Raw genomic sequence first — 18,121 nt, forward strand, 5'->3', positions numbered from 1 at the left:
CCGGCCAGGTGGGTTTGCGGTGTCGGGATCAGTGGTGGAGCGGCTTCTTGATCGCCGAACGGAGGGCTTCCAGCAGCTGGTTGGCCTCCTTGATGCCGTCGGGGGAGCCGAGGTCCGGGATGCTGCGGTACGGCAGTGCTTCGAGTGGTCCGTCCGCGCAGTCCGCGAGGCGGTCTTCGAAGAGCACCAGGGCCCGCCGTAAGGGCTGCGTTTCGAACCCCGGATCATCCACATGGTTTCGGGTGCCTGGGCCCGCGGTGGATGTCGTCGGCGGAGGTCCGCGCGGTGACGAGCAGGTACGGGTTGGTGGTGGCGGGCCGGCGACGGTGGCGTTCGGCCGGCCAATCGGTGACCAGCCGATGGGCAAGTTCGTCGAGGTAGACGGTGTGCGCCAGCTTTTCCGGGCGGCGTACGACGAGGTGTCCGCGGGTTCGGTCGAGGTCGTCGAGGAGGAGGAGGCCGCGCTGGTCGTGGACGCTGAGGGTGTGCACGGTCGCCAGGGCCAGGCTGAGCTTGCCGCGGACGCAGGGCAGCCGGTCCAGGGCCACCTCGCCGATCAGCGTGACACCCCTCCCGCCCGGCTACGGCCGCATCCACGCCGGACCGGCTGCGTGGCACCGAGGGCGTGTGTCGGAAGTCCCGCCTGCCCCGCGACGCCTGGCACGCCCGCTCGCTGCGTTGTCGGGCTCGCCCAAGTACGTCCAGTACGAGGACGACCCTCCGCCTTGCGATCGCACGCACCAGACGCCGCCGGGCCCACCCTTCGGGCGGACGGCGGGACTTCCGACACACGCCCTAGGCCCCCGTGGAGAGCAGCTCGTCCGCCGGGCTGTTCACCGGCTGCGGGGTCCCGGTGAGGTCCATCAGGAAGAGCGGGATGCCGAGCCCGTCGGCGCGCGCCCTGGCGTCGTGCGCATACCCCGCCAGCGAGAAGAAGACGCTGGTCTCCGACGTGCTGAGGGCATTCAGCCAGAGACATTCGACGTCGCGCAGGGTGCTCGGCCGGGTGGTCGAGTCGACCTGGGCGATCAGTCCGGCGGCGCGCAGATCGATCCGGGACGAGGGCCGTTCCGCCGACATCACGACGTCGCGGTAGCCCAGCCATCGCAGGTACATCGCGGCGGCGGTGACCACGTCACGGCCGGTGCGGATCGGCATCGGCCGGAACGACGGGCGGGGTGCGGGCGCCGTACGCGGCAGCGGGATGTGGGGCGGTCGGACTCCGTCCGCCGGGTCGGCGCCGGCCGCCGTGACCGGTCCGACCGGGATCCGCAGCACCGTCCCGCACGGGCAGCACAGCTCCGGCTGCGGCCACTGGTCGTGGCGCCCGCAGGCGCGGCAGCGCACGGTCACCCAGTCGTCGTTCCAGGTGCGGTGCGTGATCGGCTCGGGCGCGGCGCCACGAAGCACCGGGGCGGCGGTGGGGGACCCGCACGGGCACGGGTAAACCGGTGCGAGGTACGCGTGCTCGCGGCGGCAGGTCGGGCAGCGTACCGGCACGGACTCCACCATGGCCTCCTTACGGCACCGGTGCCGCCGCTGGTGCCTGTCATCGGGCGCGTCGGCGCTCCATGGCCATGACCGTCCGACCGCGCCCCGTGCCCCCATGCTCCACCACGAGCGGGGCGCGAGGGGGCGACTTGGAGGATTCGCGGGCCTCCGGCGCCGCGTGGGCAGCGGGCCCGGCGCCCCCTCTTGACGACCGACGGACCGCCGCTTAGATTGCTTCCGTATAGTAGAAAGTAATTTCCGTAATACGGAATTGGCGCTCTCAGGTGGCGCGACAGAGCCCGACTCCACCAGGTCCGAGCAGGAGTACTCAAATGCCTCGAATGACCGCTGCCCGAGCGGCAGTTGAGATCCTCAAGCTGGAAGGCGTCAGCCACGCGTTCGGTGTGCCGGGAGCGGCGATCAATCCCTTCTATGCGGCGCTCAAGGCCGGCGGTGGCATCGACCACACCCTCGCCCGCCATGTCGAGGGCGCGTCCCACATGGCCGAGGGCTACACGCGGAGCAGGGCCGGCAACATCGGCGTCTGCATCGGTACGTCGGGACCCGCCGGAACGGACATGATCACCGGGCTCTACTCGGCGATCGCCGACTCCATCCCGATTCTCTGCATCACCGGCCAGGCGCCGGTGGCCAAGCTCCACAAGGAGGACTTCCAGGCCGTCGACATCGCCTCGATCGCCAAGCCGGTGACCAAGGCCGCGACGACCGTCCTGGAGGCCGCCCAGGTGCCCGGCGTCTTCCAGCAGGCCTTCCATCTCATGCGCTCGGGCCGCCCGGGTCCGGTCCTCATCGACCTGCCCATCGACGTCCAGCTGACCGAGATCGAGTTCGACCCGGAGACGTACCAGCCGCTGCCCGTCTACAAGGCGACCGCGTCCCGCGCCCAGATCGAGAAGGCGATCGGTTTCCTGCTCGCCGCCGAGCGCCCGGTGATCGTCGCCGGTGGCGGCATCATCAACGCCGACGCCTGCGAACTCCTCGTCGAGTTCGCCGAACTGACCGGAACCCCGGTCATCCCGACCCTGATGGGCTGGGGCATCCTCGCCGACGACCACGAGCTGAACGCCGGGATGGTCGGCCTCCAGACCTCGCACCGCTACGGCAACGCGAACTTCCTGGAGTCGGACTTCGTCCTCGGTATCGGCAACCGCTGGGCCAATCGCCACACCGGCGACCTGGCGGTTTACACCAAGGGCCGGAAGTTCGTCCACGTCGACATCGAGCCCACCCAGCTCGGCAAGATCATCCCGCCGGAGCTCGGCATCGCCTCGGACGCCAGGGCCGCGCTGGAACTCTTCGTCGAGGTGGCCAAGGAGCTCAAGGCCGCGGGCAAGTTGCCGGACCGAAGCGCCTGGGCCGCCTCCACCCGGGAGCGCAGGGCGAAACTGCAGCGCCGCACCCACTTCGACCAGGTGCCACTGAAGCCGCAGCGGGTGTACGAGGAGATGAACCGGGCCTTCGGACCGGAGACCCGCTACGTCACCACGATCGGCCTCTCCCAGATCGCCGGCGCGCAGATGCTGCACGTCTACCGGCCGCGCCACTGGATCAACTGCGGCCAGGCCGGCCCGCTCGGCTGGACCATCCCGGCCGCGCTCGGTGTCGCCACCGCCGACCCCGAGGGCGAGGTCGTCGCGCTCTCCGGCGACTACGACTTCCAGTTCATGCTGGAGGAACTGGCCGTCGGCGCGCAGCACCACATCCCGTACGTCCATGTCCTGGTGAACAACTCCTACCTGGGGCTGATCCGTCAGGCGCAGCGCAACCTGGACATCAACTTCCAGGTCAACCTGGAATTCGAGAACATCAACTCCCCGGAGCTGGGCGTCTACGGCGTCGATCACGTCAAGGTCGTCGAGGGGCTGGGCTGCAAGGCGATCCGGGTCACCGAGCCGGACCAGCTGCTGCCCGCGTTCGAGGAGGCCAAGAAGCTGGCCGCCGAATTCCGCGTCCCGGTGGTCGTCGAGGCGATCCTGGAGCGCATCACCAACATCTCGATGGGCGGCACCGGGATCGACGCCGTCAACGAGTGGGAGGACATCGCCACCGAGCCGGACCACGCCCCGACGGCGATCCGCCCGTTCGTCGCGAGCTGACGCACCACTCCTCGATACGTCCCCCAGGTGGGGGCGGATCACCGGTACGCGGTGATCCGCCCCCACCTGTCGTCCTGGCCAGGCCGAACACGGCCGACGCCCCTACCCGTAGTACTTCAGAGCTACGCGGAAGGTGCCCTCTACGGGTGGACGCCGACCACACGGTCTGCTCCCTAACTTCTGTACCGGAAGCACGACGGACATCCGGTACGGAAGGACCATCCACTTATGGCGCCCCGCCAGCCCAGGAGCCGCCCGCGCACGCGCCGCCTCTTCACGAGCCGCCCGCGCGGCGCCCGTACCCTCCTCGCCGCCCTGGTCATCGCCGCGGTCGCCGTGCCCGTCTCGGGTGCGGCCCGCCCTTCGGCCGTCCCGGCGCCCGCCCCCGCCGCCCTCGCCCCGCTGCGCGCGACCCCAGCCGCCCTGGACGAGCGGTACGTCGTCAACCGCGGTTCCATCCGGGCGGCCGAACGGATGGCCGCCGGCCACGGCGACCGGAAGCGGGCCGCCGCGCTGCGCGAACTGGCCGACCCGGCACGTCACTTCCTCTCCTTCGACGGCCGCGACGGCGGACGGGGTGTCGAGGTCTTCGGTGATCTGTCCACGGCACGCCGGATCGCCGTGCTGGTCCCGGGCTCGGGCATCAGTCTCGACACGTACTGGCGGCTGCGGGCCGGTGGTGTCGCGCTCCGACGGAAGCTCGGCGAGGGATCGGCGGTCATCGGCTGGCTCGGGTACGCAACGCCGGCCACGGTGAGCCCGGAAGCGGTGACGTCCGGACTGGCCGAACATACCGCCCCCGAACTGCGCACATTCCTGGGTGAGTTGAAGAGGTCGAAGCCGTCCGCACGGATCACGCTGCTCTGTCACTCCTACGGCTCCGTCGTCTGCGCCGAGGCCGCGTCCGGTCTGGAGGTCTCGGACATCGTCCTGTACGGCAGTCCCGGCACCGGCGCGCGAAGCGTCGCCGCGCTGCACACCCCGGCCACCGTCTGGGCCGGCCGGGGCGGCAGCGACTGGGTCGCCCACGTACCGCACGAACAGCTCCGACTCCCGTTCGTCACCCTCGGGTTCGGGACCGACCCGGTCTCGCCCGAGTTCGGTGCCCGGCACTTCGCGGCGGGCGACGGCGGCCACAGCGACTACCTGAAGCCCGGCTCGCTGTCCCTGAAGAACCTCGCCCGGATCGTCTCCGGCCGGCCCCCTGCCGAGGAGGGCCGTCATGCGTGAACTCGTCCGGCGGATCGACGCCGCCACCCCGCCCGGCCGCGACCGGGCCGTGGACGCCCTGCGCGCCCTCGCCATCCTGGGCGTGGTGCTCGGCCACTGGCTGGTCACCGCCCTGATCGCCGACACCGGCACGGTGCGCGCCGCCAGCCCCCTCCAGCACATGCCCGAACTGATACCGGTCTCCTGGCTGTTCCAGACCCTCGCGGTCTTCTTCCTCGTCGGCGGAAAGGTGGCGGCGAAGAGTTACGCCTCCGCCCGCGCCCGCGGCACCACGTACGGGCAGTGGCTCGGTGCCCGGACGCTCCGGCTGTTCCGGCCCGTCGCCGCCGTGCTGGTGGTGTGGACCGTGATAGCGGGCACGCTGCTCGCCTCCGGGGTGGGCACGGAGACCGTGCACGCGCTGCTCAAGCTGGTGCTGTCGCCGCTCTGGTTCCTGCTCGTCCTCGCGGCGCTGACCGCGGTGACCCCTCTGGTCGCCAGGCTCCATCCGCTCTGGCCGCTCGCCGTCGTGCTCCATGTCGACCTGATCCGGTTCGGACTGGGCGGGCCCGCCTGGCTCGGCTGGATCAATGTGGCGGCCGGCTGGCTGGTCCCGTACTGCCTGGGCGCGACCTGGGCCCGCGGCGGCCTGCAGAGCCGGGCGACCGGATGGGCGCTGCTGCTCGTCGGCGCCGCGGCCACCGCCGGACTCGTTCTGTGGGCCGGCTACCCCGCGTCCATGGTCGGGGTGCCGGGCGGCAGGATCTCCAACCTCGACCCGCCCACCCTCGCGGCCGTCGCCTTCGGTCTTGCCCAGTGCGGCGCGGCCCGGCTGCTGCTCGGCCCGCTGCGGCGGGTTCTGCGCCGGCCCGCGGCGTGGGCGGCGGTGGCGCTGGTCAACCTCTCCGCGATGACGGTCTTCCTCTGGCACCAGACCGCGATGATGGCGGTCACCGCCATCGGTCTGCTCGCGGGAGAGGCGCTGCCCGGACTGCACACCGTGCCCAGGGATTCGGGCTGGGTGTTCGCCCGTCTGGCGTGGCTGCCGGTGTTCGCCGTGGCGCTGCTGGTCTGCTGGGCGGCGTTCCGTAAGTACGAGGAGGGGCGGCCGCGACGCGAGAGGGGACGGATCGTCCGCGAGAACCGTCCCACCAGGACGTCGGTGATGCGCCGTGCTTAGGTCCTGTCGTGGCACCGCAGTCGTCGCCCGAGGGCGGCCGTGCGGCGTCGCGCGCGATGCATCGCACGGCGGAGGAGTGTCCTCGTACTGGGCGTATCCGGGCGTTCCGGCAACGCGGCGAGGTGCCGCGGCTGTCGTCGTGCGGCCACCGCCACCACCGGTGCGTCGCGCGCGCTGCCGCCCGGTGTCGAGCTGTCGGCCCTCCGGATCCTCCAGGAGACCGTCCGTACCCCGCCCGGGGTGGTGACCGCCCGACGGCGGGAGGCCGGCGCGACCGTTTCGTTCGCGCCGCCGGGGGAGTTCTGCAGGCTGAGAGGCTGGTTGAGTCGGGACCGCGGCGGCGGGCGACGGGCGGCCGGGTCCGCTCTCTCTCAGGTCGAGAGCGGCCGTCGGCTGCCTTCACCACCGCACTGGCTCGCACGCCGCCGCGGTCCTCGGTCGCGTCCGTCCCGCCGGACACCCCTCAGGGCCGGCTGGACGGACAGCGCAGGGGAAATGACCTCCCGTCATATCCCCTGCGCGGTCTCGGTGTTCTGGGGATATTCCGGTGCTGATCCGCCGGACGCTCCCTTTGACAGAACCTAGTGCCGTGAGGGGCACTAGTCCTCGCGCAGGGCACGGACCGCTTCCTCGACGCGCTTGCCGTAGTCGGCGTCGGCGGCGTGGAAGTGGGCGAGGTTCTTCTCGATCACGTCGTCGCGGGTGACCTGGGAGAGGCCTCCGGCGATGTTGGCGATCAGGCGGCCCTTCTCGTCCTCGGACATCAGCCGGTAGAGCTCACCCGCCTGGAAGAAGTCGTCGTCCTTGGTGTGTGCCGGCGCCGCATGGGTGCCGGTCCAGCCGTGGATCGCCAGCGGGGCGGAGAGTGCCGCGTCGGTCTGGGCGGGGCCGGCGTACGAGTTGGGCTCGTAGTTCTTGTCGTGGCGCGCACCGTTGCGGGTGGCGTGCAGACCGTCGCGGCCGTAGTTGTCGACGACGGCGGTCCGCGGCGCGTTCACCGGGAGCTGGGTGTGGTTGACGCCCAGCCGGTAGCGGTGCGCGTCGGCGTAGGCGAACAGGCGCCCCTGGAGCATCTTGTCCGGGGAGGGGCCGATGCCGGGCACGAAGTTGTTCGGGGAGAACGCGGCCTGCTCGACCTCGGCGAACACATTGTCCGGGTTGCGGTCCAGGACCAACCGGCCCACGCGCTGCAGCGGGTAGTCGCTGTGCGGCCACACCTTGGTGAGGTCGAACGGGTTGAAGCGGTAGTCCGCGGCCTCGGCGGCCGGCATGACCTGTACGTACAGGGTCCAGGACGGGTTCACGCCCCGCTCGATGGCCTGCAGCAGGTCCGTCTGGTGCGAGTTGCCGTCCTTGCCCGCGAGCTCGGCGGCCTGCTCGCTGGAGAGGGAGCGCACGCCCTGGTTCGTCTTGAAGTGGTATTTGACGAAAAAGGCCTCGCCCTCGGCGTTCGTCCACTGGTAGGTGTGCGAGCCGTAGCCGTTCATGTGGCGGTACGAGGCGGGGATGCCGCGGTCGCCCATCAGCCAGGTCACCTGGTGCGTCGCCTCGGGGGCGTGCGCCCAGAAGTCCCATACGTTGTCCGGCTCCTGACGCCCCGTGAACGGGTCGCGCTTCTGCGAGTGGATGAAGTCGGGGAACTTGATGGGGTCCTTGATGAAGAAGACCGGGGTGTTGTTGCCGACCAGGTCGTAATTGCCCTCGTCCGTGTAGAACTTGAGGGCGAAGCCGCGCGGATCGCGTACGGCGTCGGCGCCGCCGAGCGAGTCGGCGACCGTCGAGAACCGGATGAACGTCTCGGTGCGCTTGCCGACGGCGGAGAGGAAGTCGGCCCGGGTGAAGCCGGTGACGTCGTCGGTCACTTCGAAGTAGCCGTACGCGCCGGAACCGCGGGCGTGGACCACGCGCTCCGGGATGCGCTCCCGGTTGAAGCGCGCGAGCTTCTCCAGCAGGTGCTGGTCCTGGAGGAGGATCGGGCCACCGACGCCGGCGGTGGCGGAGTTCTGGTTGTCGGCGACCGGGGCGCCTGACTCGGTCGTAAGCACACGCTGCGTCATGGTGTCGGGGCGACCTTCCGTACGGGAGCTGCTGAACTGCGACGCCCTGGGGGCTCCAGGAGCGTAGGTATGCTCCGAACCCGGCGTCAACAGTTTGTTGAATTGGAGAGTGTGGTGTTCCGGATGGTGCCGACGCCTGGGCGCGACAGGACAGGTGTCGGCGCCGGCACCATCCGGAAGTCTGTGGGCCGACCGGTCAGGCCTGGACAGGCTGACCCGAGAGGCGCTCGACCGCGCGCAGCAGGGCCGAGTGGTCCAGGCCGCCGTCGCCCTGCGCGCGGAGCGAGGCGACGAGCTGGGCGACCACGGCGCCGACGGGCAGCGCGGCGCCGACATTACGGGCGGCGTCGGTGACGATGCCCATGTCCTTGTGGTGCAGGTCGATCCGGAAGCCCGGCGCGAAGTCCCGGCTCAGGAAGTTGTCCTTCTTCCGGGTCAGCACGGTCGAGCCGGCCAGTCCGCCGTTCAGCACGTCGAGTGCGGCGGAGAGGTCGACTCCGGACTTCTCCAGGAAGACGACGGCCTCGGCGCAGGCCTGGATGTTGACTGCGACGATCAGCTGGTTGGCGGCCTTCACCGTCTGGCCGGAGCCGTGCGGGCCGCAGAGCACGATCGTCCTGCCGAGCGCCTGCAGGAGCGGCTGCGCGGCGTCGAAGTCGGCCTGCTCGCCGCCGACCATGATCGACAGCACGGCTTCGATCGCACCGGCCTCGCCACCGGAGACCGGGGCGTCCAGGACGCGGATGTCCTTCTCCTTCGCGTTCTTCGCGAGGTCGACGGAGGTCTGCGGGGTGATCGAGGACATGTCGATCAGCAGGGCACCCGGCTTCGCGTTCGCCAGGATGCCCTCGGGGCCGTACGCAATGGCCTCGACGTGCGGGGACGCGGGCACCATCGTGATGACGACATCGGCGTTCCGGACCGCCTCGGCGATCGAACCCGCGCCGTGCCCGCCGGCTGCGGCCAGCCGGTCGATCTTGCCCTGCTCCAGGGTGTATCCGGTGACGTCGTAGCCGGCCTTGATCAGGTTCTCGGACATGGGGGATCCCATGATGCCGAGTCCGATCCACGCAACCTTGGGGAGGTTGTTGGTCATGAGGGGGTGCCTTCCTGAAAACGTGTGTACGAGGGGGAGCCCGGCGCCCTCAGCGAGCCGTTCGGGCCTCGGCCGGGAGCCATGTGAAGGACTCGGCGCTCGGCCGGTCGCCGGGCCTGTACTCCAGGCCGACCCAGCCGTCGTAACCGGCCTTCGTCAGCTCGTCGAGGAGCTGTTCCAGCGGCAGCGAGCCGGTGCCGGGCGCACCGCGCCCCGGGTTGTCGGCGATCTGGACGTGACCGGTCCGGTCGGCGTACGCGGAGATGACCTGGCTGAGGTCCTCGCCGTTCATCGACAGGTGGTACAGGTCCAGCAGGAACTTCGCATTGCCGAGCCCCGTCGCGGCGTTGACCTTGTCGACGACCTCGATCCCGGCCGGTGCGCTCACCAGCGGGTAGCGCGGCGACTCCGGCTTGTTCAGGGTCTCGATCAGCAGGACCGCCCCGATCCGGTCGGCCGCGCGGGCGGCCAGGACCAGGTTCTCCAGGGCGAGCTCGTCCTGCACGGCCGGGTCCACGCCGTCGACGCGGTTGCCGTAGAGCGCGTTGAGCGCCTTGCAGCCGACCGAGGCGGCGAAGTCGGCCACCACGTCGATATTGGCGCGGAAGCGGTCCGACTCCGGGCCGGGCACGGAGAGCGCGCCGCGGTCGGGTCCGGGCAGCCGGCCGGCGTAGAAGTTCAGCCCCACCAGTTGCGTGCCGGCGTCGTCGAGCGCCTTCTTGAGGGCGTCGAGTTCGCTCTGCGGCGGGGTGGGGGTCTCGATCCAGGGCCACCACAGCTCGACCGCTGTGAAGCCCGCCGCGGCGGTGGCCGCGGGGCGCTCCAGGAGCGGGAGTTCCGTGAAGAGGATCGAAAGGTTCACATCGAAGCGCTGGTCCGGCCCAGTCTTCTGCGAATCGAGAGAGGCCATGAGGGTCAGGCGCTCCTTCCGTATTGCGGAAGTTTGTTTCTGCTTAACGGAAGATTGCCCGGGGGGTGGATGGGCTGTCAAGGGGGTGCCCGGAATTCGGGCCGGCCGGGGCTCGCCCGGACACGTGGAAGGCGGGGCGGACGTCTTCCACGTGTCCGCCCCGCCCGCTGTTCTCCGTCGTCGTCCGCGGTTACGACCTCGCGACGGTCACCGGCACCCCGGGGGCCCGCAGTCCACCGGAACCGGCCCGGGCACGGGTTGTCCCGCCCAGCTCCTGGTCACCGGCGACGGACGTTTCGCCCACCTCGCCAACCGCGGGCACAACGGCCTGACCCGCTTCGCCGTCGAGGACGGCGGCGCCGCGCTGCGGCTGATCGACACGGTGCCGGTGGGCGGCGACTTCCCCCGGCAGATCGCCTTCTCGCCGGACGGGGGCCTGCTCTATGCCGCCAACCAGAGGTCCGGCACGGTGACGGTCTTCGAGGTCGACCGGGCCGACGGCGGGCTGCGCGCACCGGTACCCCCTTCGCCGCTCCGGTGGCCGTCTGTGTGCTGCCGCTCGGGTCCTGGCACACGCCCTACCAGATGTACTCGGACCTCTCGTTGGATCATGCCGGCCTCGCGGGGCCCGCTCCCTGGTCCGGAGTGATCCAGACGAAAGACCCCTGGCGGTCCGTTAGGGTCGGGGCCGAGCCGCGGGCCCCTGGGTGCGGCGAGCACATGATGGAGGCACAGTGCGCTTGAGAGTGGAGTTCACCACCGAGCCCTTCGATCTCGACGAGGCGCCCGCTCACGCGGTGGTGGCCCGCGAGGTGATCCAGACGGCCGAGTTGGACGCCGTGGATGTCGGCCCCTTCGGCAATACGGCGGAGGGCGGCGCCGACGCGGTGCTCACCGCGGTGGACTCCCTGTTGCGCAAGGCCCTGGAGTCCGGCGCCACCAGGGTGTCGCTCCAGGTCAACGTCATCGGGGAGGACTCGAAGTGACCGAACCCGCGGACCACCCCCTCGTCACCGCGGTCAAGCCGCTCGTCGACGCCATGGGCGCCGAGCTGGTCGGGCCCGAGGACGCCCGGACCGACGACGTGGTGCTGGCCTGGGAGGGCCGGGACGTCATAGCCGTACGGCTGCCGCAGCTCTCGGACTCGCTCGATCACATCCTGGCCGCCATGGAGCGGCGGCACGGCATGCCACTGGCCGAGCTGGACCGTAAGACCAAACAGTCGGTCGTACGGACCCTGGAGGCACGGGGTGCCTTCTCGGTACGGCACGGCGTGGAGACGGTGGCGGGGGCGCTGGGGGTCAGCCGCTTCACCGTCTACAACTATCTGAATCGGGAAAATGCCGCCAAAGGCGAGTAGTTGAGCGAAGACCGCGGAAGTATACGGAAGGTCGTCGTCCGGATCATCGGGCGACGGCCTCTGTCGTTCGCAGAATTTCAACAAAGTGTTGACGTGGTGTTGTGGAGGGCGTTAGCTATCCGCAGCCCGACCAACGCACAGCGAAAAAGCCACGGAGGCTCCCGTGACTCTGAGCTCCACACCGGGCCTCACCCGGTTCAATACTCTGGCGGACGACGAGGCCACCACCGCGTTGCACGAGGTGTGTGCCAGTGCGGCATGGGGAAGAGCGATCCTCTCCCGGCGCCCCTACACCACCGCAGAAGCCCTTCTCGCCACCAGTGACGCCGCCATGGCCGAGCTGACCCGCGAAGATCTGGCCGACGCGATGGCCGGTCACCCCCCGATCGGCCGCCCGGTCCCCGGAGACCCGACCTCCTCCCGCGAACAGCGGGGGATGGCCGGCGCCACCGAGGAGCTCAAGGCCGAGATGCTCGAACTGAACCTGGCCTACCAGGAGCGGTTCGGACATGTCTTCCTGATCTGCGCCACCGGTGCCACCGGCGAGCAGATGCGCGACGCGGTGAAGTCCCGGATCGGGAACTCGCCCGAGCAGGAGCGCGAGATCGTGCGCACCGAGCTGGGCAAGATCAACCGCATCCGGCTGACCCGTCTCGTAACCGAAGGAGAGTGACGGTCTTGAGCACCGACACCACCGCATCGGTGTCCACGCACATCCTGGACACCAGCATCGGCCGCCCCGCCGCAGCCGTCGCCATCACGCTCGCCGCCCGCAGTGGCAGCGACGCGCCGTGGGTGACGCTCGGCGGCTCCGCGACCGACGCGGACGGGCGATGCAAGGACCTGCCGGCGCTGCCGGAGGGAACCACCCATGTACGTCTCGACTTCGAGACCGAGGCGTACTTCGTCAACAAGCAAGCCGAGGCGCAGCAGGACGCCCCCCGCGTAAGGGACAGCGGTGCGTTCTTCCCGGAAGTGGCGATCACCTTCGCCGTCGTACCGGGCGAGCACTACCACGTACCGCTGCTGCTCAACCCGTTCGGCTACTCCGTATACCGAGGGAGCTAGCAGACATGCCCACGATTCTCGGCCAGAACCAGTACGGCAAAGCAGAGAACCGCGTCGTCAGGATCACGCGGGACGGCGACACCCACCACATCAAGGACCTGAACGTCTCGGTCGCCCTCTCCGGCGACATGGACGACGTCCACTACTCCGGCTCCAACGCCAACGTCCTGCCGACCGACACCACCAAGAACACGGTGTACGCGTTCGCCAAGGAGTACGGCATCGAGTCCGCCGAGCAGTTCGGCATCCACCTCGCCCGCCACTTCGTGACGTCGCAGGAGCCGATCCACCGGGCGCGCATCCGTATCCAGGAGTACTCCTGGGAGCGCATCGCCACCTCGGACAACAACTCCAAGTTCATAGGCTCGGACGAGGTCAACCACTCCTTCGCCCGCAAGGGCCAGGAGCTGCGCACCACCCAGATCACCTACGACGGTGAGAACTGGCAGGTCATCTCGGGACTCAAGGACCTCACGGTCATGAACTCCACCGGCTCGGAGTTCTGGGGTTACGTCAAGGACAAGTACACGACGCTCAAGGAGGCGTACGACCGCATCCTGTGCACCGATGTCGCCGCCGCCTGGCGCTACAACTGGACCAGTGACGACGACCGGATGCCCAACTGGGAGAAGTCGTACGAGCAGGCGAAGAAGCACATCCTGCAGGCGTTCGCCGAGACGTACTCCCTCTCGCTGCAGCAGACCCTTTACCAGATGGGGTCGAGAGTGATCAATAGCCGCAGCGAGATCGACGAGATCCGCTTCTCCCTGCCGAACAACCACCACTTCCTGGTGGACCTGGAGCCCTTCGGTCTCAAGAACGACACCGCCGACGGGGCTGTCTACTTTGCGGCGGACCGCCCGTACGGACTCATCGAGGCCACCGTGTTGCGGGACGGCATCGAGCCGCAGATCCCGGTCGACATGACCAACCTCTGACGCGGCCCTGAGCCGGTCCCCGCCCGCCGACGGGCGGGGACCGGCCATCCCGGAGGGAAACCCCATGGCACAGCCTGCAACGGGCCCGGCAGCAGACGGCCCCTGCACCGCACCACCGGAGAACTCCGTCCACCCGGTGGACGAGAAGATCTCCCCCTCGCGGCTCGTCCCCGCCGCGCTCCAGCACATCGCCGCCATGTACGCGGGCGTCGTCACCCCTCCGCTCATCATCGGCCAGGCCGCCGGCCTGGACCAGGCCGGCATGACCCGGCTGATCGCGGCCGGTCTGCTGATCGCCGGACTCGCCACCCTCCTGCAGACGCTCGGCATCGGCGGCTTCGCGGGAAACCGGATGCCGTTCGTCAACGCCGCGTCCTCCGCCGGGATCGCCCCGATGCTCGCCATCGCCGAGACCAGCGCTCCCGGACACCAACTCCCGGCGATCTACGGGGCGGTGCTCGTCGCCGGAGCCTTCTGCCTGGCCGTCGGACCGTTCTTCGGGCGGTTGCTCCGCTTCTTCCCGCCGCTCGTCACCGGCGTCGTCATCACCCTCATCGGCGTCACCCTGATGCCGGTCCCGGTCTCCTGGGCGCAGGGCGGCGACAAGGAAGCCGCCGACTTCGGCTCCATGAAGTACCTGGCGCTGGCCGCCTTCACCCTTGCCGTCATCCTCCAGGTCCAGCGATTCGGGCGCGGCTTCGTCAAACAAATCGCTCTGCTCTTCGGCCTGTTGATCGGAACGCTCGCCGCGATCCCGTTCGGGCTCGCCGACTTCTCCGTGCTGAAGTCCGCACCGCTCGCCGCCCTGCCCACCCCCTTCGCCTTCGGCGCACCCGAGTTCAGGCCCGCCGCGATCCTGTCCCTCTGCATCGTCATGCTGGTCCTGATGACGGAGTCCTCGGCCGGCATGCTGGCGCTCGGCGAGATCTGCGGCCGGCGCACCGACGGTCGGACCATCACCCGCGGGCTGCGCACCGACGGCATCGCCACCTTGCTCGGCCCGGTCTTCGGCTCCTTCCCGACGAGCGCCTTCGCGCAGAACGTCGGCGTGGTGTCGCTGACGAAGGTGCGCAGCCGCTACGTCGTCGCCGCGGCGGGCGGAGCGCTGATCGTCCTGGGTGCCTTCCCCGTCCTCGGCGCGGCCGTCTCCCTCGTCCCGATGCCCGTGCTCGGCGGCGCCGGAATCGTCCTGTTCGGCTCGATCGCCGTCAGTGGCATCCGTACGCTCTCCGAGGCCGGACTCGACGACAGCTCCAACATCATCCTGGTCGCCGTGGCGCTCGGCGCGGGCATCATCCCGCTCGCCGCGCCCGCCTTCTACGCCGGATTTCCGTCCTGGGCGCAGACCGTGCTGGGCTCCGGGATCAGCGCGGGAGCACTCGTCGCTGTCCTGCTCAACCTGTTCTTCCACCATCTCGGCACCCACAGCCGCACGGCTGTGGCACTCAAATCCTCCTAGGGTCCTGCCGTGCCCACCTCACCACAGAGAGAAGAAGGAAGCGCCATGGCAGCCCCTGATCGTGTGGAACGCATCGTCATCGAGAACTGTTCGATCGCGACCGTCGACGCCGACGACACCGAGTACGCCTCGGGCCATGTCGTCGTCGCGGGCAACCGCATCGAGCACGTAGGCGCCGGCCGGGCCCCCGAGGGGCTGGAGAACGTCGTGCGACGCATCGACGGCACCGGGCACCTCGCCACCCCCGGCCTGATCAACACCCACCACCACTTCTACCAGTGGATCACCCGGGGCCTGGCCACCGACCACAACCTCTTCGACTGGCTGGTCGCCCTCTACCCGACGTGGGCGCGCATCGACGAGCCGATGGTCCGCGCCGCGGCCCAGGGCTCGCTCGCGATGATGGTCCGCGGCGGCGTCACCACCGCCATGGACCACCACTACGTCTACCCGCAGGGCTCCGGCGACCTGTCCGGCGCCATCATCGGAGTCGCCCGCGACATGGGCGTACGGTTCACCCTCGCCCGCGGCTCCATGGACCGCAGCCAGAAGGACGGCGGGCTGCCGCCGGACTTCGCCGTCGAGACGCTCGACGGCGCGCTCGCCGCCACCGAGGCGACCATCGACGCGCACCACGACGGCTCCTTCGACTCCATGACGCAGATCGCCGTCGCACCCTGCTCGCCTTTCTCCATCTCCACCGAACTGCTCCGCCAGGGAGCCGAGCTGGCCCGCCGCCGCGGGGTCCGGATGCACACCCACGGCTCGGAGACCGTGGAGGAGGAGAAGTTCTGCCACGAGCTGTTCGGCATGGGCCCGACCGACTACTTCGAGTCGACGGGCTGGCTCGGCGACGACGTATGGATGGCCCACTGCGTCCATATGAACGACTCCGACATCGCCGCGTTCGCCCGCACCGGCACCGGCGTCGCACACTGCCCGTCCTCCAACGCCCGCCTCGCGGCAGGCATCGCCCGGGTCCCCGACATGCTGGCCGCGGGCGTCCCGGTCGGTCTCGGCGTCGACGGCACCGCCTCCAACGAGTCCGGTGAGCTCCACACCGAACTGCGCAACGCCCTCCTCATCAACCGCCTCGGCGCCCACCGCGAGAAGGCGCTGAACGCCCGTCAGGCCCTGCGCCTGGGAACGTACGGCGGCGCCCAGGTCCTCGGCCGCGCGGACCAGATCGGCTCCCTGGAGGCCGGCAAGCTCGCCGACCTGGTGCTCTGGAAGCTGGACACGCTTGCGCACGCCTCCATCGCCGACCCGGTCACCGCGCTCGTCTTCGGCGCCGCCGCGCCCGTCACCCTCTCCCTCGTCAACGGAAAGATGGTCGTCGAGGGCAACCACCTGACCACGGTGGACGAGGACGCCATCGCCCGCGCCACCCGCGACGAGGCTCGCCGCCTCGCGCAGATCGCCGCCGGGGCCTGACGGCTCCGGGGCACCTCCCCCAGAACGGCCGGCCGGAGGGGGACGGCCCTCGGCCGGCCGCCGTGGACCCGAGCGGGGTCCACGGCAGCCGGTCCGGCGATCACGCACGCAGAAGTGCGCGTTCGCCGGACCGGTGACCCGAGCTGCCGCACCAGCTGCACGACCTGCACCACCTGCACCACCTCCCTGACACCCACGTCACCTTGACGTGTACCCGACCGGAGGAACCGCCGTGGCAGCACAGCCCAGGTTTCGCGACGACGCAGACGCAGTTCCCGATCAGCAGCCCGCACCGGACGACCCGCATGCCGCCGACGGCAGGCATCCGGTCGACGAGACCCTCCCCCCTTGGAAGATGTTCACCAGCGGACTGCAGCATGTGGCCGCGATGTACGCGGGTGTGGTGGCCCCGCCCATGATCGTGGGCCCCGCCGTGGGACTCACCGCCAAGGAGACCGCCTTCCTGATGGGGGCGAGCCTCTTCACCGCGGGCATCGCCACCCTGCTCCAGACCCTCGGCTTCCGGCGCATCGGCGCCCGGCTGCCGTTCGTCAACGGCGTCTCGTTCGCCGGGGTGACGCCGATGATCGCGATCGGCAAGGACCGAGGGCACGACGGCATCGCCGTCATCTTCGGCGCGATCCTCGTGGCCAGCCTCCTCGGCTTCGTACTCGCCCCCTACTTCTGCAAACTGGTCCGCTTCTTCCCGCCCGTCGTCACCGGGACCGTCATCACCCTGATCGGCGTCTCGCTGCTGCCGGTCGCCTTCAACTGGTCCCAGGGCGGCAACGCGACGGCCGACGACTACGGGTCCACGACCAACATCTCCATGGCCGCCGTCACCCTGGTGATTGTCCTCGTCCTGCGCAAACTGCTGCGCGGCTTCCTGCAGCAGATCGCGATCCTGCTCGGTCTGGTCGCCGGCACCCTGATCGCGATCCCGGTCGGCATCACCGACTTCGGCGCGATCAAGGACGCCGACCTGGTCGGCCTCCCGACCCCGTTCCACTTCGGGGCACCGCAGTTCGAGACAGCCGCCATCGTCTCGATGTGCATCGTGATGCTCGTCTGCATGACCGAGTCCACGGCCGACATGCTGGCCCTCGGCAAGATCGTCGGCCGTCCGGCGGACGAGCGGACCATCGAGGGCGGTCTGCGCGCCGACACTCTCGGCAGTGCCATCAGCCCGCTCTTCAACGGGTTCATGTGCAGCGCCTTCGCACAGAACATCGGCCTGGTCGCGATGACCAAGGTGCGCAGCCGGTTCGTCGTTGCCGCGGGTGGCGTCATCCTGATCGTGCTCGGCCTGGTGCCCGTCGCCGCGTCCGTCATCGCGCTCGTCCCGCTGCCGGTGCTCGGCGGCGCCGGCATCGTGCTCTTCGGCTCGGTCGCCGCGAGCGGCATCCAGACGCTGGCCACCGCCGCCCTGGAGAAGGGCGAGAACGCGCTGATCGTCGCGGCCGCCGTCGGCATCGGCCTGATCCCGATCGCCGCGCCGGAGTTCTACCACGCGTTCCCGAAGGATCTCCTCGTCGTGCTGGACTCCGGGATCTCCACCGGGTGCGTCGTGGCGATCGTCCTCAACCTGGCCTTCAACCACCTGGGCAGGAAGCCGGATGCGGAGAGCGAGGAGGAGTCCTCCGTCCCGGCAGTGGCTCCGGTGGGCGCGCACTGAGCGCGTCCGGTACGGCGCTGTGGCGCGCACGGCGGGTCTGTCCGAAATTGCGGAGCGATGCCCCGCGTGCCTCGCTCTCGCGCTCGATCTGTACGACCTCGTGGCCGCGGTTCACTGCGTGCCAGGC

At 70.0% G+C, this 18,121-nt stretch carries 17 protein-coding genes and 2 pseudogenes; 12 read left to right on the forward strand and 7 right to left on the reverse strand.

Annotation, left to right across the window (positions count from 1 at the left end; translation table 11 throughout):
* Window positions 1-28 precede the first annotated feature (28 nt).
* The 3 genes from AB0I23_RS18300 to AB0I23_RS18310 form a co-directional block, all read right to left on the reverse strand.
* On the reverse strand, window positions 29-187 hold the full coding sequence (locus AB0I23_RS18300; RefSeq protein WP_359110383.1) for a hypothetical protein: 159 nt from the start codon (window positions 185-187) through the stop codon (window positions 29-31).
* 37 nt (window positions 188-224) lie between these two features.
* Window positions 225-548 carry a hypothetical protein gene (locus AB0I23_RS18305; RefSeq protein WP_359110386.1) on the reverse strand — a complete coding sequence of 108 codons (324 nt, stop codon included), beginning with the start codon at window positions 546-548 and terminating at the stop codon, window positions 225-227.
* 247 nt (window positions 549-795) lie between these two features.
* The gene (locus tag AB0I23_RS18310) at window positions 796-1,509 is read right to left on the reverse strand and encodes a hypothetical protein (protein ID WP_359110419.1); all 714 of its coding nucleotides are present in this window, start codon (window positions 1,507-1,509) and stop codon (window positions 796-798) included.
* A 314-nt stretch (window positions 1,510-1,823) separates the two neighbouring features.
* On the opposite strand from AB0I23_RS18310, the gene gcl reads away from it, so the two are divergent.
* The 3 genes from gcl (at window position 1,824) to AB0I23_RS18325 (ending at window position 5,997) form a co-directional block, all read left to right on the forward strand.
* A complete protein-coding gene (gene gcl, locus AB0I23_RS18315) occupies window positions 1,824-3,608 on the forward strand; it encodes a glyoxylate carboligase (protein ID WP_359110388.1) in 1,785 nt (594 codons plus the stop codon).
* A gap of 228 nt (window positions 3,609-3,836) precedes the next feature.
* Complete coding sequence (locus AB0I23_RS18320) at window positions 3,837-4,838, forward strand: alpha/beta hydrolase (RefSeq protein ID WP_359110390.1); 1,002 nt, start codon at window positions 3,837-3,839, stop codon at window positions 4,836-4,838.
* The gene (locus tag AB0I23_RS18325) at window positions 4,831-5,997 is read left to right on the forward strand and encodes an acyltransferase family protein (protein ID WP_359110392.1); all 1,167 of its coding nucleotides are present in this window, start codon (window positions 4,831-4,833) and stop codon (window positions 5,995-5,997) included. The genes AB0I23_RS18320 and AB0I23_RS18325 overlap by 8 nt, the downstream gene beginning before the upstream one ends.
* Before the next feature lie 599 nt (window positions 5,998-6,596).
* Here the strand turns inward: AB0I23_RS18325 and AB0I23_RS18330 are convergent.
* The 3 genes from AB0I23_RS18330 to AB0I23_RS18340 form a co-directional block, all read right to left on the reverse strand.
* Window positions 6,597-8,054 (reverse strand): catalase, encoded by a 1,458-nt coding sequence (locus AB0I23_RS18330; RefSeq protein WP_359110394.1) that lies wholly within the window; start codon window positions 8,052-8,054, stop codon window positions 6,597-6,599.
* A gap of 196 nt (window positions 8,055-8,250) precedes the next feature.
* Window positions 8,251-9,150, reverse strand: coding sequence for a 2-hydroxy-3-oxopropionate reductase (locus tag AB0I23_RS18335; RefSeq protein ID WP_359110396.1), 900 nt, complete (start codon window positions 9,148-9,150; stop codon window positions 8,251-8,253).
* 49 nt (window positions 9,151-9,199) lie between these two features.
* Window positions 9,200-10,060, reverse strand: coding sequence for a TIM barrel protein (locus tag AB0I23_RS18340; protein ID WP_359110398.1), 861 nt, complete (start codon window positions 10,058-10,060; stop codon window positions 9,200-9,202).
* 220 nt (window positions 10,061-10,280) lie between these two features.
* Between AB0I23_RS18340 and AB0I23_RS18345 the strand changes: the two are divergent.
* The 9 genes and pseudogenes from AB0I23_RS18345 to AB0I23_RS18385 all read left to right on the forward strand — a co-directional run.
* Window positions 10,281-10,621: pseudogene (locus AB0I23_RS18345) on the forward strand (lactonase family protein); the annotation flags it as partial.
* 173 nt (window positions 10,622-10,794) lie between these two features.
* Window positions 10,795-11,046 (forward strand): hypothetical protein, encoded by a 252-nt coding sequence (locus tag AB0I23_RS18350; protein WP_037692010.1) that lies wholly within the window; start codon window positions 10,795-10,797, stop codon window positions 11,044-11,046.
* Window positions 11,043-11,420 (forward strand): helix-turn-helix domain-containing protein, encoded by a 378-nt coding sequence (locus tag AB0I23_RS18355; RefSeq protein WP_359110399.1) that lies wholly within the window; start codon window positions 11,043-11,045, stop codon window positions 11,418-11,420. Before AB0I23_RS18350 ends, AB0I23_RS18355 begins: the two co-directional genes overlap by 4 nt.
* A 163-nt stretch (window positions 11,421-11,583) precedes the next feature.
* Entirely contained in the window at window positions 11,584-12,093 is a 510-nt protein-coding gene (uraD, locus tag AB0I23_RS18360) for a 2-oxo-4-hydroxy-4-carboxy-5-ureidoimidazoline decarboxylase (protein ID WP_359110400.1), read from the forward strand.
* A 5-nt stretch (window positions 12,094-12,098) separates the two neighbouring features.
* On the forward strand, window positions 12,099-12,488 hold the full coding sequence (uraH, locus tag AB0I23_RS18365) for a hydroxyisourate hydrolase (protein ID WP_037692124.1): 390 nt from the start codon (window positions 12,099-12,101) through the stop codon (window positions 12,486-12,488).
* A gap of 5 nt (window positions 12,489-12,493) precedes the next feature.
* Complete coding sequence (gene pucL, locus AB0I23_RS18370) at window positions 12,494-13,426, forward strand: factor-independent urate hydroxylase (protein WP_359110402.1); 933 nt, start codon at window positions 12,494-12,496, stop codon at window positions 13,424-13,426.
* Between the two features lie 64 nt (window positions 13,427-13,490).
* Window positions 13,491-14,885, forward strand: coding sequence for a nucleobase:cation symporter-2 family protein (locus AB0I23_RS18375; protein ID WP_359110404.1), 1,395 nt, complete (start codon window positions 13,491-13,493; stop codon window positions 14,883-14,885).
* A 45-nt stretch (window positions 14,886-14,930) separates the two neighbouring features.
* Complete coding sequence (locus AB0I23_RS18380) at window positions 14,931-16,319, forward strand: 8-oxoguanine deaminase (RefSeq protein WP_359110406.1); 1,389 nt, start codon at window positions 14,931-14,933, stop codon at window positions 16,317-16,319.
* Between the two features lie 232 nt (window positions 16,320-16,551).
* On the forward strand, window positions 16,552-17,994 hold the full coding sequence (locus AB0I23_RS18385; RefSeq protein WP_359110407.1) for a nucleobase:cation symporter-2 family protein: 1,443 nt from the start codon (window positions 16,552-16,554) through the stop codon (window positions 17,992-17,994).
* Here AB0I23_RS18385 and AB0I23_RS41700 read toward each other — a convergent pair.
* Window positions 17,951-18,121 (reverse strand): annotated as a pseudogene (locus AB0I23_RS41700) (FAD-dependent oxidoreductase); the annotation flags it as partial. The gene AB0I23_RS18385 and the pseudogene AB0I23_RS41700 overlap by 44 nt on opposite strands.

The organism is Streptomyces atratus, assembly GCF_040655115.1.
Taxonomy (GTDB): Bacteria; Actinomycetota; Actinomycetes; order Streptomycetales; family Streptomycetaceae; genus Streptomyces; species Streptomyces atratus_D.

What these genes read in the sequence shown, in the direction of transcription:
- gcl (WP_359110388.1), top strand. Translation starts at nt 1,824, where the DNA reads ATGCCTCGAATGACCGCTGCCCGAGCGGCAGTTGAGATCCTCAAGCTG.
- AB0I23_RS18320 (WP_359110390.1), top strand. Translation starts at nt 3,837, where the DNA reads ATGGCGCCCCGCCAGCCCAGGAGCCGCCCGCGCACGCGCCGCCTCTTC.
- AB0I23_RS18325 (WP_359110392.1), top strand. Translation starts at nt 4,831, where the DNA reads ATGCGTGAACTCGTCCGGCGGATCGACGCCGCCACCCCGCCCGGCCGC.
- AB0I23_RS18330 (WP_359110394.1), bottom strand. Translation starts at nt 8,054, where the DNA reads ATGACGCAGCGTGTGCTTACGACCGAGTCAGGCGCCCCGGTCGCCGAC.
- AB0I23_RS18335 (WP_359110396.1), bottom strand. Translation starts at nt 9,150, where the DNA reads ATGACCAACAACCTCCCCAAGGTTGCGTGGATCGGACTCGGCATCATG.
- AB0I23_RS18340 (WP_359110398.1), bottom strand. Translation starts at nt 10,060, where the DNA reads ATGGCCTCTCTCGATTCGCAGAAGACTGGGCCGGACCAGCGCTTCGAT.
- pucL (WP_359110402.1), top strand. Translation starts at nt 12,494, where the DNA reads ATGCCCACGATTCTCGGCCAGAACCAGTACGGCAAAGCAGAGAACCGC.
- AB0I23_RS18375 (WP_359110404.1), top strand. Translation starts at nt 13,491, where the DNA reads ATGGCACAGCCTGCAACGGGCCCGGCAGCAGACGGCCCCTGCACCGCA.
- AB0I23_RS18380 (WP_359110406.1), top strand. Translation starts at nt 14,931, where the DNA reads ATGGCAGCCCCTGATCGTGTGGAACGCATCGTCATCGAGAACTGTTCG.